We start from the raw sequence: 23747 nt of genomic DNA on the forward strand, positions 1-23747 counted from the left end.
AAAGTTCACAGCGACAAGTACACGAATTACGAAACGAGGCTCTAAAAGGCTCAGACGTTCGCTATATTTAGCGGTGCGATGTGGAATGCGAAAGAATGCGAATGCAAGAATCCGTTCGTACTACGAGAAAAAAAGAAACGAGGGCAAGCCCTACAAGGTGGCTGTGATCGCCTGCGCAAACAAGCTGTTGCATCACATTTTCGCCATCTTGAAGAAGGGCCAGCCCTACCAAGCGTAATCCATATTTAACCAGAACCTCCATTGCAGTGGAGGTTATTTGCATTGGTCGAAAAAAGTATAACATGAAAAGAAAACTCATCCAACCTGAAATGCTTGACAAACATTAGCTGGTTTTTGTTGTTTTTAGGTTGCCTGGACACCCTGTTAAGAAGCCTACATAAAGAAAAGTATATAATTTTTTCATTTTGGAAAACCTTTGCAGTAAGGGGGAGGTTCTATAATGAAAAAGCAATTTTTAATTCAAAAGAAAAACATACGGTTTATCATCTCTTGCTGTGTGGTGCTCACTGGAGTTATTGTGAGCTTGAATCAGGCAGATGCGTATACCTTTGAAGAGGAAAATGAAGTCCTGTACGTAGAGAGTCGCAACAACGAAACTTCAAGTGAGCGTGAAGGCGAGTATTTAGAAACGGCGGTATTTGCATACAGTGATCAGGCTCAACTCTCCACCATGGTCTATATGGGTTTGATGTGGTCTCCGCAGCCGATTGTTATTCCACGGTCGGAAATACCGAAGAAGCAGATCGGAGTTGACCCTTCCATGCCGGTGCTCGCTCCGCGGACAGAACAGGTATTGGATACACACAAGGTGACGGCTACCGGATACACTGCAGGTGTGGAATCAACCGGCAAAGGACCTAAACATCCTCAATATGGCATTACATATTCAGGTGTAAAGGTGCGCCGCGATAAAGAAACAGTCTCTACGATTGCAGCTGATCCAAGGCTGTTTCCACTGGGTTCCATTTTATATATTCCCGGCTACGGCTACGGTATCGTTGCAGACACGGGCTCCGCGATTAAGGGCAATAAAATCGATCTTTATTTCCCTACAACAAAGCAAGTGTACAAAGAATGGGGCAAAAAGGACGTCGAAGTACAGGTGATCAAGCAAGGTACTGGGAAATGCACTGAAAAAATGCTGGAAGAGTTATCGGAAGCCATCGATGTGTACAAATCCGTACCGGATTCATGGTTGGACAAGGCCGTTTAATTGTTGAATTTAATGGATGAATAACTGCCATGCACTCTTCACATAATATGGACTGGGGACAAACCCCGCGCAGCAGCAATGCAGCGTAAATATGAAGAGAGAGGTGATCGTTGTGGCTAAGAAATCCCAAGGATTCCAAACACCAAACGAGAAGTACAATGAGGAGTTTGGACAAGAAAACGTAGCAAACAAAGTAAAACAATCCGAGCAAAACAAAGTACAGGAAAATTTCAAAACACCTGATGAAAAATTCAATGCTGAATTTGGTGTGGAAAACACAGGCCAAACAGGCCAAACAGGCCAAACAAGCCAAGTCGGCAAAGCAGGAAAATTTCAAAAATAAATAAATTTTCAGCACCCTGGAGCGGTAGCTCCGGGGTGTTTTTAATTTGGGCTTGCAAGTAACTTTTACATAAATATCCTTCAGCCTCCGTCTGGAGACCGAGATCAATTCCATCTGCCGCCGCTGTTAACCAACTCTTGTCTGATGTAAACTGGATACAGAATACAGACAAAGGAGACATGAGCGATGAAACGATCTACGCGGGACCGCTGGTGGGTTGGCATACCCCTTATTGCGATTGGCGCAATAATATTGTTCAGGCAATTGGGCTATGACATTGATATAGGATACATGTTCAGAACATATTGGCCGTTATTTTTGATTTGGTGGGGTGTAAAGGGAATAACCGACATTCGGCGCAATGGGAGTCATGCATTGATTGGACCTGCCATAGTCCTGGCGATTGGTGGATACTTTCTGGCACGTAATCTGGGATGGATTGATTACTCTATGGGTGAGTTCATTCGCTATCTGATCCCGGTGATGCTAATTGGTGGGGGCTTATTTGTTCTGATTGGACCCCGTCGTCGTGACCGGAAGCATCATGATCAAGTACAGCCGCCTCCACCTCCACCGGAGCAACCGTATAAGCCGTTGTCCCCTGAGGATCTGGAGATGCCGTCTTCGTTTGATGAACAGTTCGAGAAGACATTCGGCAAACCGAAACAGGAACAAAAGAATGATTTGCATGGCTCATTTTATACAGATAAGGAAGACCATAAATCACACGGACATCAACACCATCAGCATCACCATCAACACCACAAGCATAAAGGTTACGGCTCAAACAAAAAAAATTATGGAACATTTGCTGACGATGACAATTATGATGATGATTCCAATTATTATGGTGGCAATGGAAATACGATTAACAAATCAGCATTTATCGGCGATCTGTATATGGGACAGGAAGTGTTCTCGCTGAAACCGATGAACATTTCGGCGTTTATTGGCGATACGGTTATTGATTTGACGAAGGCGCAAATACCTTACGGTGAGACGAAGATTAACATTTCCTCTTTTATTGGTGATGTAAAGGTATTTGTACCGGAAGATATGGATCTGGGTGTGACCGTGACGACGAACTCGTTTATCGGAGACATGTCCCTGTTAAATCAAAAACGTGGTGGATTCCTAAGCAGTGCTCAGGCTGAAACGGCGCATTACCGCGAAGCTGGAAAAAAAGTACGGATTGTTGTGAGTGTGTTTATTGGAGATGTCAAAGTGAATAAGGTGGGTTAACGCATGATTCGAACGATTCTCAAGGCAAATAAGTGGGAACTGATGATGTATTTTGCGCTGACCGGGCTCATTACTTTGGGCGGATTTTACTTGCTGTACGGGGAAGTGCTGATGGGAACAGGGCATCAGCGTGCGTGGACCTATGTTGCTGTTGTTCTACTGGCTACCGTAATCACCGGGTATATTGCTGCCCTGCGGCTTCAACGCAAAATCGATCTTCTGGATCTCAATATGCTGAAAGTATCCAAGGGTAATCTCACCGTTCGAATGCCTGAGGCAGATGATGCCTCCTTCGGACGGGTATATCAGGAATTTAATGTCATGATGGACTCGATTGAGAAAAAAATGAGATTGCTTCAGCGGCTCGGTGAGCAGGAAGTCATTGAGAAGGAACAGGCATCGGAACGCGCTGTGATTGAAGAGCGCAAACGGATGGCAAGAGATTTGCATGATACGGTCAGCCAGCAGCTGTTCGCCATGCATATGTCGGCTTCCTCCTTACCACGTCTGCTGGAGATGAATCCCGAGCATGGCAGCAAAGTGCTGGATCAACTAATTCAGATGTCGCATATCGCACAGCGGCAGATGCGCGGACTTATTGCCCAGCTTCGCCCAGTGGAGCTGGAGGGAAGGGATCTCACCGCAGCACTGGATAGCTGGTTCCCAGATTATTGCAGGCAGAACGGACTCAAAGGAGTGAAAGAGCTGGAACTGGATGGCGGAATTTCCGATGCCATTGAGCACCAGCTGTTTCTTGTTATTCAGGAAGCGGTTGCCAATGTAGTAAAACATGCGGAAGCAGGTTTGGTCAGCCTGTCCATACGTGAAAGTGAGCATCAGATCAGTATGAGCATCAGTGATGATGGCCAAGGTTTCTTACAACAAGCAGAACGGCCCGGTTCATATGGATTATCAACGATGCGTGAACGGGCAGAGAAGCTTGGCGGGCAGGTTCAGATTATATCGAAGCCGGGAGCGGGGACAACGGTGCGGGTATTTATCCCGAAATTTCCGAAAGATCCAGAGGAGGAAACGGAATGAGCGGAAAAGTGAATGTAATGATTGTGGATGACCATGATATGGTGCGAATGGGGTTAAAGACGTATTTAATGCTGGAGCCCACATTTCATGTGATGGGGGAAGCCGGTAACGGACAGGATGCATTGAATCAGCTGCGCAAGCTGGGTCAAAGTGAACTGCCTGACCTGATCCTGATGGACCTGATGATGCCGGTGATGAATGGTGCCGAAGCGACAAAAGCGATCATGACGGAGTTTCCGGGATTGAAAATTGTGATGTTGACCAGTTTTCTGGAGGATGATCTTGTGGTCCAGGCGATTGAAGCCGGAGCGGTCAGTTATGTGCTGAAGACAGTTTCGGCCGACGAGTTGATCTATGCTTTGCAAGGCGCATACCGGGGTATGCCTGTTATGACAGGTGATGTATCACAGGCACTGACCCGTGGCATCAGACAGCGTACAGCAAGAGAGAATGAATCCGGTCTGACAGAACGGGAAAAGGAAGTTCTCTTGCTGATTGCAGAGGGCAAGACCAATAAGGACATTGGGGAAGAACTACATATTAGTATCAAAACCGTCAAAACTCATGTAAGCAATCTGCTAATGAAATGTGAAATGGACGATCGGACACAACTGGCGATATACGCTCATCGTCAGGGCTGGGTGAAGAATAAGGGTTAGAATGCAGATTTGGCGGGGAAAATGTTCTATAACAGTGTGCTTTTATCTCCTTTTTAATTGTTTTTAAGGTACGGTTAAGGTTTAAAGTACAAAATAAGGACAGTTAAAGAATATCTCTTGCGATAAGAGATTGGGAGGTAGAGAGGCATGGACGAACGTAATTACAGAGCGAACCGTCAAGACGAGGAAAATGAAACTAAACAAGCGGAGAATCGCAATTCATCCGGGACGGACGATTCCTCCTATTATTATTCTTATGGACCTTTTCAGTCCGTGAATCAGGAAGATACAGCAAGTTATAATGGGGAACATAGTCAACGTGAAGAAGGAAATGTAGAGATTACAAGACCTGACCCCGTGAAGCCAGTGCCTACTTACTACAGTAACTACAATAACGAATCATCGGATCAAGCCCATACCTCATCCAGAGGGGGCGGCAATGGTTCAGGCAACGGAGGAGATCAGGGGAATGGCGGCAAGAACAATGGCAATTGGAATTATAATAACCGTCGGCCACGTTCTTCCGTAAGATCGCTTTTGTTCTCTTTTATCGCCGGGATGCTGGTCATCACAGTATTGATGTATACAGCGGACAGAACAAATATGTTTACACCGCAGGAAGCGCTCACAAGTGCTGAAAATGAAAGCACCAGTACGTCATCTTCACCTACCAATTCGGGCAGCAGCAATAATGTGACAGCGTCATTGCTTCCAACCGGTAAAGAGGATGTTTCCTCCGTGGTAACGAGTACGAGTCCGGCTGTCGTCAAAATTGAAACGCTCGCCAAGCAGTCCTCACGTAGCAGCAGCCAAGGCGGTTCTACGATGAGCGATCCATTGTACCAATACTTCTTTGGTAATGGAAGCAATGGCGGAACAGATAGCTACCAAGGTCAAAATCAGCAGCAACAGCAACAAAGCAGCAATCAGTTGGTCCCGCTCGGTATTGGCTCCGGATTTATTTTTGACAAAGAAGGATATATCCTGACGAACCAACACGTGGTTCAGGGTGCAGATGTGATTCAGGTCACGCTGGAGAACAACAGCAAACCGTATGAAGCGAAATTGCTTGGAAGCAGCTTCGATCTTGACCTTGCTGTATTGAAAATCGAGAAAAACAGTGGCGATGATGCTTTCCCTGTCGCTCCACTGGGTGATTCCAACAGTACACAAGTGGGTGAATGGCTTGTAGCCATTGGTAACCCGGAAGGATTTGAACACACGGTTACCGCAGGTGTGTTGAGTGCGAAAGAACGTACCATCAGCATTCCAGACGAAGAAACAGGCAAAACTCGTGAGTACAGCCACTTGTTACAAACGGATGCTTCCATTAATCCGGGTAACTCCGGTGGACCATTGCTTAACCTCAATGGTGAAGTCATTGGTATGAACGTGGCAGTTAGCGCAGATGCACAGGGCATTGGATTTGCCATTCCTTCGAGTGTAATCTCGGATGCTGTTAAATATCTGAAAGAAAACAAAGAAGTTCCCAAAGAGCCGGTACCGTTCATTGGTGCATCTCTGATGGCCCTCACGCCTGAAGTGGCTAAACAGATGGGAACTGACATCACTGAAGGTTCTGTTGTAGCCAGCACGATCTATCAATCCCCTGCTTACCAAGCAGACCTGCGTGCTTATGACATCATCACAGGTGCCAACGGTACGGCATACAGCACAAGCCAGGATTTGATTGATTTCATCAAGAAACAGGAAATTGGCAGCGAAGTGACACTGAGTGTTGTTCGGGACGGTAAAAAAATGGATGTGAAAATCAAAATCGGCAACAAAAACGATTACGATACTACACAAACGACGGATCAACAACAGCAGCAACAACCATAATGAAACTTGGGTTATAGAATAAGGTACAGAAGAGCGGAAGGGTTCGTTGGCCCTTTCGCTTTTTTTGCCCTATATAAGCTTGGACTACATCCAGGATGGACTTGAAAAGCAGCAAGGTATTTGGAGAAGATGCAGATTGCGCTTTTGCCTGTTACAATGGGATTAAAACGTTAAGGGATAAAGGAGAAAGACCATGCGCTCAACTATTCTGATTGTGGATGATGATGAAAAAATTGTGTCCATGCTTCGGCGGGGACTGGCTTTCGAAGGATATGATGTACAGACGGCTTCCAATGGAGCGGAGGGCCTTAGTAAGCTGATGGATAAAGAGCCGGATATTGTGGTTCTTGATGTCATGATGCCGCAAATTGACGGGTTTGAAGTATGCCGCAGACTCAGGGAAGCAGGGAGCAAGGTGCCCGTGCTGATGCTCACAGCCAAAGATGAAGTACAGAGCCGGGTAATCGGGCTTGATACAGGTGCAGATGATTATCTCGTGAAGCCGTTTGCACTTGAAGAATTGTTGGCTCGTGTCCGTGCCTTACTGCGTCGTAAAGCAGATATGGTAGACACGCCTGATAATCGTCTTATGTATGAGGATATTATTCTGGATAATGATTCTCGTGAGGTGTTGCGTGACGGTCAGCGTCTGGAACTGACTGCCAAGGAGTTCGAATTGCTGAATCTGTTCATGCAAAATCCGAAACGTGTGCTGTCCCGTGATCTGATTATGGATAAAATCTGGGGTTATGATTACAGTGGTGAATCCAATGTGCTCGAAGTGTATATTGCCATGCTCAGACAAAAAACCGAAGAATACGGCGGCAAACGCTTGATCCAGACCATCCGGGGAGCCGGCTATATTTTGAGAGGTGACTCCTGACATGTCCATTCGGTTAAGATTAACCGCGTGGTATTCAGGCATCTTGGCAGCCGTACTCATTTTTTGGGGAGTTGTAATCTACGCTTTTGTTTATTTTAATACGTATCAAGAAGTGGAACAGCAGCTGAAAGATAAAAGTGAACGCATTACGAATCAGATTGGTGTCAATCCGCTTTCACAGTCACTGGACCTGGACCCTTTTACGGAAAGTCAGCTTCAGGAAGCTCAAATTTACATCCAGTTGTGGGACTACCAGAGCAGATCTGGCAAAATATCAGGCAATATGGAGAAGCTTCAGATTCAATTTCCCGTTGTGAAATCCAATGAGATCCAGAAAAAGCGTGGGATATCCAAGATCTATGTGAACGGGACCCCTTTCTTGGTGAACCAGCAGCCCTTGTCTCTTCAGGGAACCAATGAAATAAGGGGGCTCCTTCAAGTCGGGGCCAATGTTAGTTCCCAGGAGCGATTGCTGGAAGCTCTGCGCAATATTTTGGTTTTTGGCTGGCTTGTCGCGATGGCACTTGCGATTACTTCGGGTCTGGTTCTTGCTCGTAAATCCATGCGGCCACTCGTCAATGTAATTGATGCGGCTAATCAGATTCAGTCTGGGGATGATCTCAGCGTGCGCATACAGTACACGGGTCCCAAGGATGAGATTGGACGTCTGATTGAAACAGTCAATAATATGCTGGAACGAACAGAGCTGTCATTCCGGGGCCTGGAAGAAACGAATAAAGCCCAGCGCAGATTTGTGTCTGATGCCTCTCATGAGCTGCGTACACCGCTGACTACGATCCGTGGCAATGTGGATTTCCTCAAGAAGCTGTGGGATCAGGAGAGCACAGACCGACCGAATCTGGATGAAGAAACGGTTAAACAAATGTCGCTTGAAGCGATAGAGGATATGGCGGATGAAGGCAAACGCATGAGCAGGCTGATCAGCGACATGCTGTCGTTGGCCAGAGCCGATACAGGACAGAAAATCGAACTGAATCCGATCCCGTTGCAAATTCTGGTGCAGGAAGTGGCTCGCAGATCGCAATTCCTTGACCATCAGGCAGACTGGCGTCCAGGAGACCTATCGATTCTGAATGGCATATATGTAAACGGCAGCAAGGACTATTTGCAGCAGATGCTGTTTATTTTTATCGAGAATGCTTTCAAGTACACTCCGGATGGTTCGGTTACGCTTGATGCGATACTCTATAAAGGTCAGGTAGGGCTTCGTATCAGTGATACGGGGATCGGAATGGATCGGGATGAAGTTCCGTTTATCTTTGACCGATTCTATCGGGCAGATGAATCACGTGGGGCCACACCAGGCATAGGCCTGGGGCTGTCGATTGCCAAATGGATCATTGAGGAGCACCATGGATCTGTCGAGGTGGTAACCCGGCGTGGAGAAGGAACGACCTTTATCATTTGGTTGCCGGTTGTCTTTGCTCCGCCTATCGAATAAGGTTATAATAGACAGGACTGCAATTACATCGGCTATCTTTGCCGAGAAAGAAAGCGGGTGGCAACCAAGTGGAAGTTCTGCGAATTTCGCCGCGGGGATATTGTTACGGAGTTGTGGATGCGATGGTGTTGGCGCGCCAGGCGGCACGCAATCTGGACCTACCACGGCCTATTTATATATTAGGTATGATTGTGCATAACCAACATGTGACGGATTCTTTTGAAGATGAGGGTATTATTACACTGGACGGTCCGAATCGGATTGATATTTTGAGCCAGGTAGAGAGTGGAACAGTGATCTTTACGGCCCATGGTGTGTCTCCGGAAGTGCGCAAGATGGCACGTGATAAAGGTTTGACTACAGTGGATGCAACATGTCCGGATGTAACCAAGACCCATGACCTGATTCGGGAGAAGACGGCTGAAGGCTATGATATTATCTATATTGGGAAAAAGAATCATCCAGAGCCTGAAGGGGCTGTTGGTGTTGCGCCCGATCATGTTCATTTGATCGAGAAGGAAGAGGAGATCGACGGACTGAACGTACCTCCCGGCAAAATCCTTATTACGAATCAGACTACGATGAGCCAATGGGATATTAAACACATTATGAGCCGTCTTCTGGAGAAGTATCCGGGCGCTGAAATTCATAATGAGATATGCTTGGCTACCCAAGTTCGGCAGGAAGCTGTTGCTGAACAGGCAGGGCAGGCAGATCTGGTCATCGTTGTAGGTGATCCTCGCAGTAATAACTCCAACCGGCTTGCACAAGTATCGGAGGAAATTGCGGGGGTTACGGCATATCGTGTATCCGATGTGGCTGAGATTCAGCAGGAATGGCTGAAAGGTGTGAATAAGGTGGCGGTTACTTCAGGCGCTTCAACGCCAACACCGATCACGAAGGAAGTCATCCTGTATCTGGAGCAGTATGAACATGACAAGCCGGAAACGTGGGAAATCAAGCGTACGGTGAATATGAGTAAGCTGCTCCCTCCTGTAAGGGAAAAGACGCGTACAACGTAAAGGAACATCATTATAAGAATCCTGCAGTACAGAGCCGAAATCCGGTGGCTGGCTGCTGGATTCTTTTTTTTGAGGTGGATAAGAGCCGGCTTGACTGAAAAGGGTGAATATGTTATATTTGCTTTAGTGATTAAAAGCTTAAAAGCGAACAAGCGTTTAAGTGAAGAAGAGTTTTGGGGATTAAATCAGACGCTAAGGCGCTCTCATACAAGGAAGGATGGGAATTATAATGATCGTTATTGCAGGTAAAGCTACTCCGGAGGAACATATTCAGGATATCGTCGCTACAATTGAGAAGGAAGGACTTCAGGTTCATATCTCTCGTGGGGAAGACCGGACCATCATTGGTCTGATTGGAAAAGTAGAGCCGAAAATGGCAGAGCATCTCCGTCAAATGAAAGGTGTGGAGAATGTCGTCAAAATTTCGAAATCCTACAAATTGGCAAGCCGTGACTTCCATCCTCAAGATACTGTAATCTCCATCAAAGGTGTAGATATTGGCGGGAAAGAACTCGTCGTTATGGGTGGACCTTGTGCAGTTGAATCAGCCGCACAGATTGATGAGATTGCCGGATTGGTTAAGGCTGCTGGTGGGCAGGTGCTGCGCGGTGGTGCATTTAAGCCACGTACAGGTCCATACAGCTTCCAGGGAACGGGTGTTGAAGGTCTGATCATGATGGCAGAAGCAGGTAAGAAGCATGACCTGTTGACCATAACAGAAGTCATGACGCCTGAATATGTGGATATTTGTGCCGAGTACGCGGACATTCTGCAAGTAGGTACACGTAATATGCAGAACTTCGATTTGCTGCGCAAATTGGGTGAGTGTGGCAAACCGGTATTGCTGAAACGTGGTTTCAGTGCAACTTATGATGAGCTGTTAAATGCGGCTGAATACATCCTTGCGGGTGGCAACCCGAATGTAATGCTGTGTGAGCGTGGTATTCGTACATTCGAATCCTACACACGTAATACGCTCGATCTGTCGGCTATCCCTGTTCTGCAGTCTCTCAGCCATCTGCCAGTCATTTCGGATCCAAGCCATGGTACTGGTCGTCGTGAACTGGTTGAACCGATGACGAAGGCTTCTGTTGCTGCTGGTGCTAACGGCCTAATTATCGAAATGCATACAGATCCGGATAACTCTATGACGGGTGACGGCGTGCAGTCTCTGTTCCCTGACCAATTTGCCAACCTGCTTCAGGATCTGGAGAAATTGGCACCAATCGTGGGTAAAACATTCAACACAGCCAAACAGCCGGCTGACTTCTTTCCGGCACGAGTGGGCGTATAACTGATCTTCATCGTATAGGTATTATATATCATCCGGGCATCTGTCCTGGCTCCGTTCAATGAGAAAGGGGTTAGGACAAAATGTCCGGTTTTTATGTTATTTGGAGCTTTGAACGCATTTATTAATCATAGGTGATAAGAAACATTTATGATGTAATGTTATTTCCATAATTTAGGTTAATTATAGCCTTGCTTTACCGCATTAAACCAGTTAAATGTGGTTTATATACGTTGTTAAGTGAAATTCATAGGTTTATAAAATGTAAGCATAGCTTACATACTCGCAAAAAATACCTTACATAAGTATTGACGATGTCACATTTGAGATTTTATAATGACGACAGAAAAAAATTCGAATATGGACATTTTCTTAGCGGGGTTGTTTAATGTTCGGAATATTTGGGAGGACGAATACATGTCGGTTGAAAACGTATTGAAATCAATTCAAGAGAACAACATCGAGTGGGTAGATTTTCGTTTTGTAGATTTATCCGGTCGTGCGCACCACATCTCGTTACCAGCTTCGGCAGTTGACGCAGACACTTTTGTAAATGGAGTAGCCTTTGATGGTTCTTCTATTCAAGGTTTCCGCGGAATTGAAGAGTCCGATATGGTTATGATTCCAGACCCTGAAGCGACTTTTGTCGATCCGTTCACAGCACACCCTACCTTGAATGTTATGTGTGATATTTTCACTCCGGATGGCGAGCGTTATGAGCGTGACCCACGTGGTATCGCAGTCAAAGCGGAAGAGTTCCTGAAAGAAAGTGGAGTAGGTACAGCAGCATTCTTCGCACCTGAATCCGAATTCTTCATCTTCGACGATGTACGTTATGAGAGCGGCACGAACAGCTCTTCCTATTTCGTAGATTCCGAAGAAGCTTCATGGAACACCAACCGTAAGGAAGACGGCGGTAACCTTGGCTTCAAAGTTCGCACTAAAGGCGGATATGTTCCTGTAGCTCCAGTGGATACACAACAAGATATTCGTAGTGAAATGTGTCGCATTTTGGAAGAAGCCGGCCTGTCGATCGAGCGTCATCACCACGAAGTAGCGACAGCAGGTCAAGCCGAAATCAACTTCCGTTTTGATACGTTGAAGAAAACAGCAGATAACCTGCTTGTATACAAATACATCGTGCATAACACTGCACGTCAATATGGTAAAGTAGCAACATTCATGCCAAAACCACTGTTTGGTGACAATGGTAGCGGAATGCACGTTCACCAATCCATCTTCGATGGCGATTCCCCATTGTTCTATGACAAAGCGGGATATGCAAACCTGAGTGAAATGGCTCTGCACTACATCGGAGGGATTTTGTATCACGCACCAGCTCTGATTGCTTTGACTAACCCTAGTACGAACTCTTTCAAACGTCTCGTACCTGGTTATGAAGCACCGGTTAACCTGGTTTATTCCAAAGGTAACCGTTCTGCAGCCGTACGTATTCCGGTTGCAGCGGTGACACCGAAAGGTTGTCGGATCGAGTTCCGTACACCGGACTCCACAGCTAACCCTTACCTGGCGTTCGCTGCAATGCTGATGGCGGGTCTGGATGGTATCAAACGCAAAATCAACCCAACTGAGCTTGGATATGGTCCGCTCGACAAAAACATCTATGATTTGTCTGATGCAGACAAAGAAAATATCCGCAGTGTGCCAGCTTCCCTGGAAGAAGCGCTTGACGCTCTGGCAGCGGACAACGAATTCTTGACTGAGGGCGGCGTCTTCACAAAAGAATTCATTGAAAACTATATCAACCTCAAACGTGACGAAGCGAAAGCAGTAGCAATCCGCATTCATCCGCATGAGTACAGCCTCTACTTCGACTGCTAATCCGGTCGGAACAGAAACTGTTCCCAATGTAAAGCCTCCGGGACTCGCTCTCGGAGGCTTTTCCTTGAAACAAACGATGTAGTGCATTAACTTTGCAGGGTGATAAAGGAATTTGATAACCCTGATTCGCAGCTTCGGTGCTTATTGCCCTTGAAGCAGATAGGGAATACTGATATCATAGCGATAATATTCACTTCATATGTCAGCTACGGATGGAAAGGGCGGGGGATTTTGTGACAAAGAGAGCGTATAATTTTAATGCAGGACCTGCGGCGTTACCACTTGAGGTATTGGAGCGTGCTCAGGCAGAATTTGTTGATTTTCGTAACACGGGAATGTCGATTATGGAGATGTCTCACCGTGGGGCAGTGTACGAATCTGTACATAATGAAGCTCAGGAGCGTTTGTTGTCTCTTCTAGGCAATCCCAAAGGATATAAGGTTCTCTTCTTGCAGGGCGGAGCCAGCACTCAGTTCGCCATGCTGCCGATGAACTTGCTCGGAGAAGGGCAGACAGCCAGTTACGTCATGACAGGCAGCTGGGCCAAGAAGGCGCTGTCTGAGGCGAAACTGATTGGGGAGACACAGGTCGCTGCATCTTCCGAAGCGGATAAATATATGAAATTACCGGATGTGTCGAATCTTAGTTTACCGGATCGCACAGCTTATGTTCATTTGACATCTAACGAAACGATTGAGGGCACACAATTCAAGTCATTCCCGGATACCGGTTCAGTTCCACTTATTGCCGACATGTCGAGTGACATTTTCTGCAAACCGTTTGATCTGAATCAATTCGGCATGATCTATGCAGGTGCACAGAAGAACCTGGGTCCATCAGGGATTACGGTTGTTATTGCCCGTGAAGAAATGGTGAGTGAATCTCCTAAAACGATTCCGACTATGCTCCGTTATAGTACACATGTGGACAATAATTCTCTCTATAATACACCTCCGTCCTTCTCCGTATACATGGTGAATGAGGTTCTGAAGTGGATTGAGGAACAAGGTGGATTGGCTGGAATTGAACAGAAGAACGTGAAGAAAGCAGAATTGCTCTATAATACTATCGATTCCTCCGGAGACTTCTACCGTGGTTGTGTAGATCCGGCAGATCGTTCCCTGATGAATGTGACCTTCCGTCTGGCTAATGAGGATTTGGAGAAACAGTTCATCAAGGCTTCGGAGCAAGAAGGTTTTGTTGGTCTGAAAGGGCATCGCAGTGTGGGTGGCCTGCGTGCTTCCATTTACAATGCTGCACCATATGAAAGTGTTAAGGCACTTACGGACTTTATGAGCCACTTCCAGAAGACTAATGGATAAATGACTGGCGGGAGTTGTGAATTTCTAGTATTCACACTTCCGCTTTACCAGAGCCTTCCACATTGACGTGTGGAGGGCTTTTCTTTAAGATTAGAGAATTGTTGTTTACATGAAATGAAAAGGAGATTGAACACATATGGCTTTACATATCGTTCTGGTTGAACCGGAGATTCCGGCAAATACGGGCAATATTTCTCGTACATGTGCGGCTACAGGTACACATTTGCATCTCGTGCGTCCACTCGGATTCCGTACGGATGATGCCACACTGAAACGCGCGGGTCTGGATTACTGGCATGCCGTTCATATCGAATATCATGATTCGTTTGCCGAGGTTCAGGAACAGTATCCTGAAGGTCGTTTTTTCTACGCAACCACGAAGGCGAAAAACCGATATAGTGATTTTGAGTTTCAGGATGGAGATTTTCTGGTATTTGGTAAGGAGACAAAAGGTCTTCCTCCAGAATTAATTGCGGCTAATCCCGATACTTGTATGAAAATGCCAATGTCAGGTGATGTCAGATCATTGAATTTGTCAAACTCAGCAGCAATCATTGTGTATGAGGCATTGCGTCAACTGAATTTCCCGGGTCTTGATTGATCCAATTCGTGTATAAGTGACGGTTAGAATTCGCTAAAAAAACATTTTTCAAAAAAAAGGACAAAAAATGTTTATTTCCAGCAGGATTCGACAAAATCATGGCGAATTAATAAACATAGTACAAATGTACCTAGAAATTTAGAGTAAGATAGGAGAGGTGTGCCGTAGCTATGAAGCCAGCTGGAGTCGTTCGCAAAGTTGACCAATTGGGTAGGATCGTATTGCCTAAATCTTTGCGTAAAAGGTATCAAATGAATGAGGGAGATCCTGTAGAGATCTTAGTACAAGGGGACCATATCATTCTGGAGAGATACCGTCCAAAATGTATTTTTTGTGGATCAATGGAAGAAGTCAATGAGTTCAAAGAGCGTTACATATGCGCACAATGTTTAGATGAAATGACCCAGCTTCCACAGCACGGGTAAGTGAAATAAAAAGTATCATGGCCTCCTGAAGGTCATGATACTTTTTTGTGTGGAAAAAAAATCGCCATCCACTTCCATCATACGTTATGAAGCTAATGGGATTAAGCTCTTGTGTCATACTCCATCACCCAATATTTTTCTCCGGGTTTACCTTCTTCAATGACTTTTTTCCAACCCTGTCGTTCGTAAAAACCAATTGCTTTATGATTGTCAGACACACATTTCAATCGAACGGGCTGCTGCATGAGTGAAATCGATGCATCAAGTAAGCGTGAACCTGTGCCCCCGTCCATAAAACCGGGATGGATAAACAGAAGGTGGATAAAATGATCAGGGAGGTACAGCGATGCGAAACCGAGAATCTGTCCATCTTCCTGTTCAGCCACGATAATATGCTCATCCACAGTATCTGCGTCAAAATCTTGAAGGGACATGTCCTCCGGATTTGTCCAGTGAAAACGGGCGCGACGTGACTCCAGATAAATGTTTCTTAACTCAGGGTAATCTGTAACAACAGCTGTTCGTATATTCAAATGTTCCCCTCCAGAATAGGCAGTATATCCGACCATACACTGTCAAGAATGGCCTGCATATTTTGTTCATCACTATTGATGGCAACGACGGACGCCAGCTCCGGTAGGACAACGCATAGTTGACCATTTGCGCCATCAGCACGGTAAGCGTTATGGGAACATCTCCAGAATTGATATCCATAACCTTGTCCCCAATCACCGTCTCCCGGTGTATGGATCTGTTGTGCCGACGCCAAGCGAATCCATTCCGCAGGAATGAGCTGTTTGCCGTTCCAGTAGCCCTCCTGAAGCAATAATTGACCGAATCTGCCTAATTCCTCGTTGGTGAGCTGCAAGCCTGCACAACCCAATGTAATGCCCAAGGGAGAAGTTTCCCACTCTACATTCGAAATACCCAGTGGCTCGAATAGCCGGGGAATCAGATAGTCCTTAACGGTTTGACCAGAAGCAGCCTGAAACATGGCGGAGATCATAAACGTATCTGCACTGCTATATGTAAACGTTTCACCAGGAACTCTGTTCAAAGGAAGGGACATGTAATATTTTGCCCAATCTTTCTCAGGAAGGGTGGCACGCTCTTCTGCCCATAACACGGGGACATCATGCCCCGAGGACATCCGCAGCAAATCGTACAGGGTGAGATCCGCAGGAGGGAAGGCCGTTAAATGAGAAGCAGGAGTTGGTGATGTGAAATAATCCCCGAGTCTGGATTCAAGTGTAAGCGTGCCTTCAGCCAATGCCAATCCAATGGCCATACAGGTAAATGATTTGCTGACGGAATGCTGTAAGCGGCGCATATCACGGGTACGATCCCAGGCTCCGATGGTAACCCCTTTCTGCAATACCCGAACAGAATGTACGTTTAACTGTTGTTCATTAATATGATGAACAAAAGAATCTATAATTCTCGACATCGTAACATCCTTTCTAAAAAAAAGAAGAATTTTTACTATTGGTGAAACGTTTCCGCAATTTGGCTCAAAAATTAGAACTTATGTTAATACAAACGGAGTTCAATGTCAATGAGAATGTGCAAACGGTTACTTAAAGGATATTGTTGCATAATAAAAGTGCCTTTTGACGCAAATTTTATTACGAAAAATCAGTTTTTCGAGAAAAAAGCGCGAAATTTGTAAAAAGGTTATTGACAGGGTTTGCACTTCGGGATTATGATTTATTCGAAACGATTCGAAGAAATCGCTTCCACGTAAAAAGTGTTGTAATCAAGTCCAAGTAAATCAACGTTGGCTATGTTTTGAAACGATTCGAGAAAATCGTTTCGATAACCGAGCAAAATACGGGGGAATCACTGGAAGTTGCAACAAAAAGGCAGAAAAACAGAAGTTTACAGACAGCAGCCGACGATGAAAGGGGTTACATATGGCGCATATAACGATCGAAACCGGATCGCCTACATTATGCATGAATACAAGCATACATGTAGTGTCCAGTGACTCCGGAGACACTTCAGGCGGTACGCTATATTTGCTGCATGGGGCAGGCGATAATGCAAGTACATGGCAACGTTTGACTACAATTGAAATGTACGCGGAGCAATATGGCTGTACCATCATTATGCCGGAAGCGAACCGAAGCTATTACACCGATATGGAATACGGCCTGAATTACTTCCATTACATCACTCAGGAGCTGCCTGAATTCTGCAGGCGTCAGCTCAATCTCAATACAGACCCGGCCAAGACTTACGTCGCCGGTCTATCCATGGGTGGGTACGGTGCATTGAAATGTGCACTGACATATCCCGAGAGGTACCGCAAGGCGGTGTCCTTATCTGGTGTAACTGATATCCAGACCCGGCTTCATGACCCGGAGATGCCATCAGGCATGATCAAGGAAATGAAAGCGGTTTTTGGGGAACGGTTACAGGTGAAACCCGATCAGGACCTGTACGCACTGTCTGCCAAGCTGTTGAAGCAAGGTGGAAATTTACCGGATATTCTGAGTTGCTGTGGTGACATTGATCCGTTTGTGGATATGAACCGCAAATTCGCAGCATACATGCAGAAAACGAATTTTGAGTTTCGATATGTAGAGACACCGGGCACCCATGAATGGAGATTCTGGGAGCACCACCTGAGAACCATGTTTGATTTTCTGTATAACGACAAGACCAAAGTAGAGTGAGGAGATGCAATTTGAAACCTGCAGCCGAAGGACCTAGCAAAAAGCTGAAGGGAAACTTGAAAGGCAATTCGCTCTGGAGTGAAATCTGGAAGCACAGAATGACGTACACCCTGCTTATTCCAGGGCTCGTCTGGCTGATCCTGTTTGCCTACATGCCAATGGGTGGCCTGTCTCTTGCCTTTAAAGACTACAAGGCGAATCTGGGGATTTGGGGAAGCCCATGGAGCGGATTTGAGAATTTCAAATACGTTTTCCGGGATCCAACCTTTATTGACGCAGTATGGCGGACGCTGTACATCAACATTCTGAAACTGATTATTCAGTTCCCGTTCCCGATTATTCTTGCCCTGTTGCTGAATGAATTGCGGATGCGGAGAGGGAAAAAGTGGTTCCAGACGGTTCTTACGTTCCCTCACTTCCTTTCATGGATCATCGTATCCGGGGTAGTCATCAACGTCCTGGCTTATGACGGACTGGTAAACAGCGCACTTGGTTTGCTTGGATTGCCAACCATTAATTTCTTGGGTTCCGAGTCCAACTTTGTACCGATGCTGCTGTTGACGGATATTTGGAAATCAAGCGGATGGGGTGCGATTATCTTCCTGGCTGCCATTTCCGGTATTGATCAGGATCAGTATGAATCGGCACAGATTGACGGCGCTTCCCGTATGCAGCAGATGTTCAAGATTACATTGCCAAACATTCTTCCGACAATTACTGTCATGTTCATTCTGTCGGTTGGCGGATTGATGTCTTCCGGTTTCGACCAGATCTTCAACTTGGCGAATGCCGCAACCAAAAATGTATCGGAAGTATTGGATGTATACATCTATCGGATTACGTTCCAGTCTTCAACGGACTTCTCATTCTCGACGGCGGTCAGCTTGTTCCGTTCCCTCGTGAATATGGTCTTGCTGCTTCTCGCAGACAGATTTGCCAAGTGGCTTGGCGGAGACGGTTTGTTCCGATAAGAGAGGAGGAAAAATGAAATGAGCAAGAGAGCTAACAAAAAACCGAGAATTGGTACAGAAAAAATGACATTTCTCGATTACATTATTTTCGCCATTTTACTTGTGCTTGCCCTGATGATTCTGATTCCGTTCTGGAATGTCATCATGATCTCGTTCGCAACACAAAAAGAATATGCAGACAATCCATTTTTGATGTTCCCTAAAGAATGGACATTGGATTCCTATAAGGCGTTGTTCGCTGACGGAACGATTCTGTCGGGGTACAAAAATACAATTATTTTGCTAGTCATCGGCTTGCCACTCAGCTTGTTCCTGACAACAAGCATGGCATATGGCCTTAGTCGCAACAAATTTCCGTTCAAGAAATTTCTCTTTTTCCTGGTACTGTTCACCATGATCTTCAATGGTGGTATTGTACCGCTGTACCTGATCATGAAATCACTTCACCTTACAGGTACGCTGTGGTCCGTTATCCTGGCAGGAAGCTTCAGTGCATTCAACATGATTCTGATGATGAACTACTTCTATACCTTGCCTGAATCGCTGATGGAGTCGGCGAGACTGGATGGAGCAGGGGAGTGGAGAATTCTGTTCTCGGTAGTTCTGCCACTAGCTACACCAATTATGGCTACCATCACGTTGTTCTACGGTGTGGCGTACTGGAACAGTTGGTATGATGCGATGATATTCCTGCGAAAAGCGGATCAGTTGCCGCTCCAGAATGTACTCAGAAACATTATCGTCACATCCCAAACGAACGCATCCAATGCATCCAGTGTGGATGCTGCCCAAGCAAGCAATTTCTCAATGGGTATGAAGATGGCGGCCGTATTTGTCACCATGGTACCAATTATGTGTTTCTTCCCAATGCTGCAAAAACACTTTGCCAAAGGGGTATTAACAGGGGCTATCAAGACCTGATTATACGTATAGGATTTTTGCATTAAAATTCTACTAAAAACATGGGGGTAAAACATGAAAACGAACAAAAAGTTGTCAGTAAGAGCTCTCTTTGCCATCACGCTTAGTGTAGTTATGCTGATGGTGACCGCTTGTTCCAGCCAAGGAGCTTCAGGTGGTAACGAAAAAGATGCAGAGGGAAATTACAAAGACAACCTGACCATCTCTGTAGCTAACCTGACAGAAATTAAAAACGGGAACTTGGATAATGACTTTCACAAGTTCTGGACAGACAAGTTCAATGTAACATGGGATTACAACTATATTGATTGGGATTCATGGGGCGAGAAACTTCGTCTGTGGATCAACTCTGGCGATTTGCCGGATGTCGCAGTATGGAACTACGTGCATGGCGATGCCATGAACAGTATTGATCAAGGCCTGTTCTACAAATTCCCGGATGACTGGAAAGAACGCTGGCCTAACGTGGCAGCAGCCTACAAGTTGACCGGTCTTGGAGACAAGCTGGAAGAACTGACAGGTGGAACATACGTCCTGCCAAGACCAATCTATTTCGAGAACAAACCTGCTGACCCATTGACGAATCAAATTGGTGTCATTGCGCTTCGTAAGGACTGGGCTGAAGCGGTTGGTTTCGAACTGAAAGATGCATATACAACAACTGAATTAAATGAATACGCTGAGCTAGTGAAAGAGAAAGATCCAGGCAAAGTGGGTAACAAACTTGTACCTCTGTCCTACAATGCGGCAGATGCGATGACGAACATCATTATGCCTAACAGTGTACATGCCATGACCGACTCTCCGTTCTATAAAGGAGAAGATGGCCAGTTCCACTGGGGACCAGCAGATCCTGAGACGCTGACAGGACTTAAATTGATGCAAAAAGCCTACAAAGATGGCTTGCTCAATCCTGAGTTCTACACATGGAAAAACAATGAAGGTCAAAACAACTTCAAAGTAACAGGTACAGCTGCAGTAACAAGTCTGGGCGGACTGGCTTCGTACAGACAAGGTCTGGATTCCGATATGAGAAAGAATCTGGGTGTAGATAGTGATGATCTGGTACACACAGCAATCGTATTGGGCGATGATGGAAAATACCGCAACATGGAGCAAGCGAACTTCTGGTCTGCATTGATCTTCAATCCGAACATCAGTGACGAGAAATTCGAACGGATCATGGATCTGATCGACTACTCGACTACCAAAGAAGGACAACTGCTGATCAACATGGGCTTCGAAGGAAAAGATTGGAAGTATGACGAAAACAATGAACTCGTTAGCTTGCTGCCAGAAGGAACTGTTCTGGAAGACAAATACCCGGCACGTTTCGAAGGTCTGTATCTTCTGGGTGACGACTTCAGTGTTGTAAACCCTGCAATCAAAAAGGATTATCGTGATAGAGCTGTGAAGCTGTTCGAGGAAAAAGCAAAACTCGGTACAGAAGGTCAATCACTCGCAACATACGACTGGGATGTCAACCTGTACGATTCCAAAGCTAAAAGTCAGGCTTCATTCGACTACCAGAATGAGTATGCCAACTTGATCCTCAAAAATGGAGATCTGGAAGCGAACTGGAAAGAATGGGTAAATAGCAAAATGTCCCTGGTTCAACCTTATCTGGATGAACTGAACAAAGAATTCAAGTAATCATTCAGTAGTTAGCAAGATGGGATATGACAGATGTGTTCTGTCGGTCCTATCCAATCGAACCCGGTGCGCGGTCTCTCCCCGAACGCAGCCGGGTTCTTTCTTTCAACAACATGCAGTGGAGGATAATGTCTATGAATAACGAGCAGTTGCTAGACCTTGTAAAACAGATGACCCTGGAAGAGAAAACGGCCCAGCTGCTTCAGCTGACCGCTAACTTTTATGAAGGAACCAATGTCGAAGGTCAGATCACAGGTCCAATGGAAGAAATGGGAATCACGGAGCAGTCCGTGGATGCCAGTGGCTCCATTCTGGGATTATCCGGTGCACAGGCCATCATTGATGTACAGCAAGCTTACCTGAAAAAAAGTCGTCTCGGCATTCCGCTTTTGTTCATGGCGGACGTTGTGCATGGTTTTAAAACCATTTTCCCTATCCCGCTAGCGATTGGGTGTTCATGGGACACCGAACTGGCTGAGAAAAGTGCTGAGATTGCAGCACGCGAATCCGCCGTATCTGGCCTACATGTCACTTTTGCGCCGATGGTCGATCTCGTTCGTGATCCGCGCTGGGGCCGGGTGATGGAGACGACAGGCGAAGATCCTTATTTGAACAGCCTGTTCTCTGCGGCATTTGTACGTGGATATCAAGGCGATAATTTGAAGGATGAGCCGGATCGTTTGGCAGCTTGTGTAAAACACTTTGCAGCCTACGGGGCAGCAGAAGGTGGTCGCGATTACAATACGGTTGACATGTCTGAGCGTCATTTGCGCGAGTACTATTTACCGGCTTACAAGGCGGCACTGGATGCGGGCGTAGAGATGGTTATGGCTTCGTTCAATACGGTCGAGGGTATTCCAGCGAGTGGAAATGAGAAACTGATGCGAGACATTTTGCGTGACGAGTGGGGCTTTGATGGTGTATTGATCTCGGATTGGGCTTCTATTCGCGAGATGATTGCTCATGGTGCAGCTGAAGATGATCGTGAAGCCGCATATCGTGCCATTCGTGCAGGCGTGGACATCGAGATGATGACACCTTGTTATGTTCATCATTTGCCGGAGTTGATCAAGAACGGAGAAGTGGAAGAAACGCTCATTGATGAAGCGGTACTTCGTATTCTACAGCTGAAAGAAAAGCTGGGATTGTTCGATAATCCACTTCGTGCAGCTGATCCGGAGCGTGAGCGCGAGATTGTGTTCTCCAAAGAACATCGTCAGGTATCGTACGAGCTCGCAACCAAATCGGCTGTATTGTTGAAAAACGATAATCACGTTCTTCCGCTGAAGCCGGAAGCCCATGTAGCGTTAATTGGACCTTTTGCTCAAAGTGAAGACATTCTCGGATGGTGGTCCTGTGAAGGCGTCAAAGCGGATGCCGTTAAGCTCGGAACTGCTTTGCAGGAACGTCTTACTGCCGGAAAAGTTCATATGGCTCAAGGGAGCAACGTCCACACCATCACGGCTGAACAGATTGCTGAAGCGCTTGAAGCAGCAAGCAAAGCCGATCTGATTGTGCTTGCCCTTGGCGAAGATTCCGAAATGAGCGGTGAAGGTGGATCGCGTACAGATATTCGTTTGCCAGCAGCTCAACTGGAATTGGTTAAGCAGCTCAAAGCAGCGGGTAAACCGATCGCCAGCGTTATTTTTAACGGTCGCCCGCTGGACCTGCATGGTGTATTTGAAGAATCCGATGCTGTGCTTGAAGCTTGGTTCCCTGGCAGTGAGGGTGGAGCGGCCATCGCCGATGTATTGACAGGTGTGGTGAATCCATCTGCGCGTCTGACAATGTCCTTCCCGCAATCCGTAGGTCAGATACCGGTATATTACAATCATTTTAATACAGGACGTCCGCTCAATCCGCAAAAGACAGAAGAGCGTTATGTTTCCAAATATATTGATAGTCCGAATGATCCGCTGCTTCCGTTTGGCTACGGCTTGTCATACACCTCATTTGAGTATGGTGACCTGGAAGTTTCAAGCCATGAAATGACTGCTGATCAGTCTCTGACGATCCAAGTGCGTGTAACCAATGCAGGCGAGCGTGCTGGCGTGGAGACGGTTCAGTTGTACGTACGTGATGTGACTGGTGAAGTAGTTCGTCCAATGCGTGAACTGAAAGGGTATGTTAAGCTGTCGCTCGCACCGGGTGAAAGTGGTACGGCAATATTTACATTAAACGAAGAACAGCTTCGGTATCATCATTCCGATTTGAGTCATCGCAGTGATAAAGGAACCTTCCACATTTTCGTAGGGTCAAATAGCCGTGATACATTGGAGAGTACGTTCAAGCTGGTGTAATTGGATATAGCTCTT

22 protein-coding genes are annotated in these 23747 nt (G+C 46.1%); 20 read left to right on the forward strand and 2 right to left on the reverse strand.

The window, feature by feature from the left end; all coding sequences use genetic code 11:
• The 15 genes from P5G61_RS05515 to P5G61_RS05585 all read left to right on the forward strand — a co-directional run.
• Window positions 1-238, forward strand: a 238-nt coding sequence (locus tag P5G61_RS05515) for a transposase (protein WP_301245273.1), incomplete at its 5' end; no start/stop codon positions are given.
• A 453-nt stretch (window positions 239-691) separates the two neighbouring features.
• The gene (locus P5G61_RS05520; protein WP_435874076.1) at window positions 692-1234 is read left to right on the forward strand and encodes a 3D domain-containing protein; all 543 of its coding nucleotides are present in this window, start codon (window positions 692-694) and stop codon (window positions 1232-1234) included.
• Window positions 1235-1346: 112 nt separating this feature from the next.
• Window positions 1347-1577: a hypothetical protein gene (locus P5G61_RS05525; protein ID WP_301245277.1), complete on the forward strand. Its 231-nt coding sequence runs from the start codon at window positions 1347-1349 to the stop codon at window positions 1575-1577.
• A gap of 186 nt (window positions 1578-1763) precedes the next feature.
• Window positions 1764-2819: a cell wall-active antibiotics response protein LiaF gene (gene liaF, locus P5G61_RS05530; RefSeq protein WP_301245279.1), complete on the forward strand. Its 1056-nt coding sequence runs from the start codon at window positions 1764-1766 to the stop codon at window positions 2817-2819.
• A 3-nt stretch (window positions 2820-2822) separates the two neighbouring features.
• Complete coding sequence (locus P5G61_RS05535; RefSeq protein WP_301245281.1) at window positions 2823-3860, forward strand: HAMP domain-containing sensor histidine kinase; 1038 nt, start codon at window positions 2823-2825, stop codon at window positions 3858-3860.
• Window positions 3857-4519 (forward strand): response regulator, encoded by a 663-nt coding sequence (locus tag P5G61_RS05540; protein WP_301245283.1) that lies wholly within the window; start codon window positions 3857-3859, stop codon window positions 4517-4519. Before P5G61_RS05535 ends, P5G61_RS05540 begins: the two co-directional genes overlap by 4 nt.
• Before the next feature lie 147 nt (window positions 4520-4666).
• Entirely contained in the window at window positions 4667-6361 is a 1695-nt protein-coding gene (locus tag P5G61_RS05545) for a S1C family serine protease (RefSeq protein ID WP_301245284.1), read from the forward strand.
• Window positions 6362-6554: 193 nt separating this feature from the next.
• Entirely contained in the window at window positions 6555-7244 is a 690-nt protein-coding gene (locus P5G61_RS05550) for a response regulator transcription factor (protein WP_024629038.1), read from the forward strand.
• A gap of 1 nt (window position 7245) precedes the next feature.
• Entirely contained in the window at window positions 7246-8706 is a 1461-nt protein-coding gene (locus P5G61_RS05555) for a sensor histidine kinase (RefSeq protein ID WP_024629039.1), read from the forward strand.
• Between the two features lie 68 nt (window positions 8707-8774).
• Window positions 8775-9728 (forward strand): 4-hydroxy-3-methylbut-2-enyl diphosphate reductase, encoded by a 954-nt coding sequence (locus tag P5G61_RS05560; protein WP_076289892.1) that lies wholly within the window; start codon window positions 8775-8777, stop codon window positions 9726-9728.
• A gap of 229 nt (window positions 9729-9957) precedes the next feature.
• Window positions 9958-11022: a 3-deoxy-7-phosphoheptulonate synthase gene (gene aroF, locus P5G61_RS05565; RefSeq protein ID WP_301245287.1), complete on the forward strand. Its 1065-nt coding sequence runs from the start codon at window positions 9958-9960 to the stop codon at window positions 11020-11022.
• 414 nt (window positions 11023-11436) lie between these two features.
• Window positions 11437-12861: a type I glutamate--ammonia ligase gene (gene glnA, locus P5G61_RS05570; protein ID WP_063564243.1), complete on the forward strand. Its 1425-nt coding sequence runs from the start codon at window positions 11437-11439 to the stop codon at window positions 12859-12861.
• 233 nt (window positions 12862-13094) lie between these two features.
• Window positions 13095-14183, forward strand: coding sequence for a 3-phosphoserine/phosphohydroxythreonine transaminase (gene serC, locus P5G61_RS05575; protein ID WP_301245293.1), 1089 nt, complete (start codon window positions 13095-13097; stop codon window positions 14181-14183).
• A 136-nt stretch (window positions 14184-14319) separates the two neighbouring features.
• Window positions 14320-14784 carry a tRNA (uridine(34)/cytosine(34)/5-carboxymethylaminomethyluridine(34)-2'-O)-methyltransferase TrmL gene (gene trmL / locus P5G61_RS05580; RefSeq protein ID WP_079346052.1) on the forward strand — a complete coding sequence of 155 codons (465 nt, stop codon included), beginning with the start codon at window positions 14320-14322 and terminating at the stop codon, window positions 14782-14784.
• 170 nt (window positions 14785-14954) lie between these two features.
• Window positions 14955-15209: an AbrB/MazE/SpoVT family DNA-binding domain-containing protein gene (locus tag P5G61_RS05585; protein ID WP_024629045.1), complete on the forward strand. Its 255-nt coding sequence runs from the start codon at window positions 14955-14957 to the stop codon at window positions 15207-15209.
• Between the two features lie 101 nt (window positions 15210-15310).
• Here the strand turns inward: P5G61_RS05585 and P5G61_RS05590 are convergent, their stop codons facing one another.
• The gene (locus P5G61_RS05590; RefSeq protein ID WP_301245300.1) at window positions 15311-15742 is read right to left on the reverse strand and encodes a GNAT family N-acetyltransferase; all 432 of its coding nucleotides are present in this window, start codon (window positions 15740-15742) and stop codon (window positions 15311-15313) included.
• Entirely contained in the window at window positions 15739-16656 is a 918-nt protein-coding gene (locus P5G61_RS05595; RefSeq protein ID WP_301245302.1) for a serine hydrolase domain-containing protein, read from the reverse strand. The genes P5G61_RS05590 and P5G61_RS05595 overlap by 4 nt, the downstream gene beginning before the upstream one ends.
• 466 nt (window positions 16657-17122) lie before the next feature.
• Between P5G61_RS05595 and P5G61_RS05600 the strand changes: the two genes are divergently transcribed.
• From P5G61_RS05600 to bglX, 5 genes are all read left to right on the forward strand, one after another.
• Window positions 17123-17887 (forward strand): alpha/beta hydrolase, encoded by a 765-nt coding sequence (locus P5G61_RS05600; protein WP_301245304.1) that lies wholly within the window; start codon window positions 17123-17125, stop codon window positions 17885-17887.
• An 11-nt stretch (window positions 17888-17898) separates the two neighbouring features.
• Window positions 17899-18858, forward strand: coding sequence for an ABC transporter permease (locus P5G61_RS05605; protein ID WP_063564249.1), 960 nt, complete (start codon window positions 17899-17901; stop codon window positions 18856-18858).
• A gap of 18 nt (window positions 18859-18876) precedes the next feature.
• Window positions 18877-19779: a carbohydrate ABC transporter permease gene (locus tag P5G61_RS05610; protein ID WP_024629050.1), complete on the forward strand. Its 903-nt coding sequence runs from the start codon at window positions 18877-18879 to the stop codon at window positions 19777-19779.
• Window positions 19780-19833: 54 nt separating this feature from the next.
• Window positions 19834-21432: a type 2 periplasmic-binding domain-containing protein gene (locus tag P5G61_RS05615; RefSeq protein ID WP_079346044.1), complete on the forward strand. Its 1599-nt coding sequence runs from the start codon at window positions 19834-19836 to the stop codon at window positions 21430-21432.
• A gap of 134 nt (window positions 21433-21566) precedes the next feature.
• A complete protein-coding gene (bglX, locus tag P5G61_RS05620) occupies window positions 21567-23732 on the forward strand; it encodes a beta-glucosidase BglX (RefSeq protein WP_301245307.1) in 2166 nt (721 codons plus the stop codon).
• Window positions 23733-23747: the final 15 nt, after the last annotated feature.

The organism is Paenibacillus vandeheii (genome assembly GCF_030433635.1).
Classification (GTDB): Bacteria; Bacillota; Bacilli; order Paenibacillales; family Paenibacillaceae; genus Paenibacillus; species Paenibacillus vandeheii.

Bases quoted from the DNA above. Each gene is read 5' to 3' on its own strand.
- P5G61_RS05535 (WP_301245281.1), top strand. From the start codon at position 2,823: ATGATTCGAACGATTCTCAAGGCAAATAAGTGGGAACTGATGATGTAT.
- P5G61_RS05585 (WP_024629045.1), top strand. From the start codon at position 14,955: ATGAAGCCAGCTGGAGTCGTTCGCAAAGTTGACCAATTGGGTAGGATC.
- bglX (WP_301245307.1), top strand. From the start codon at position 21,567: ATGAATAACGAGCAGTTGCTAGACCTTGTAAAACAGATGACCCTGGAA.
- P5G61_RS05550 (WP_024629038.1), top strand. From the start codon at position 6,555: ATGCGCTCAACTATTCTGATTGTGGATGATGATGAAAAAATTGTGTCC.
- liaF (WP_301245279.1), top strand. From the start codon at position 1,764: ATGAAACGATCTACGCGGGACCGCTGGTGGGTTGGCATACCCCTTATT.
- P5G61_RS05545 (WP_301245284.1), top strand. From the start codon at position 4,667: ATGGACGAACGTAATTACAGAGCGAACCGTCAAGACGAGGAAAATGAA.
- trmL (WP_079346052.1), top strand. From the start codon at position 14,320: ATGGCTTTACATATCGTTCTGGTTGAACCGGAGATTCCGGCAAATACG.
- P5G61_RS05540 (WP_301245283.1), top strand. From the start codon at position 3,857: ATGAGCGGAAAAGTGAATGTAATGATTGTGGATGACCATGATATGGTG.
- P5G61_RS05610 (WP_024629050.1), top strand. From the start codon at position 18,877: ATGAGCAAGAGAGCTAACAAAAAACCGAGAATTGGTACAGAAAAAATG.
- P5G61_RS05615 (WP_079346044.1), top strand. From the start codon at position 19,834: ATGAAAACGAACAAAAAGTTGTCAGTAAGAGCTCTCTTTGCCATCACG.
- P5G61_RS05600 (WP_301245304.1), top strand. From the start codon at position 17,123: ATGGCGCATATAACGATCGAAACCGGATCGCCTACATTATGCATGAAT.
- glnA (WP_063564243.1), top strand. From the start codon at position 11,437: ATGTCGGTTGAAAACGTATTGAAATCAATTCAAGAGAACAACATCGAG.
- P5G61_RS05595 (WP_301245302.1), bottom strand. From the start codon at position 16,656: ATGTCGAGAATTATAGATTCTTTTGTTCATCATATTAATGAACAACAG.
- P5G61_RS05520 (WP_435874076.1), top strand. From the start codon at position 692: ATGGTCTATATGGGTTTGATGTGGTCTCCGCAGCCGATTGTTATTCCA.
- P5G61_RS05555 (WP_024629039.1), top strand. From the start codon at position 7,246: ATGTCCATTCGGTTAAGATTAACCGCGTGGTATTCAGGCATCTTGGCA.
- aroF (WP_301245287.1), top strand. From the start codon at position 9,958: ATGATCGTTATTGCAGGTAAAGCTACTCCGGAGGAACATATTCAGGAT.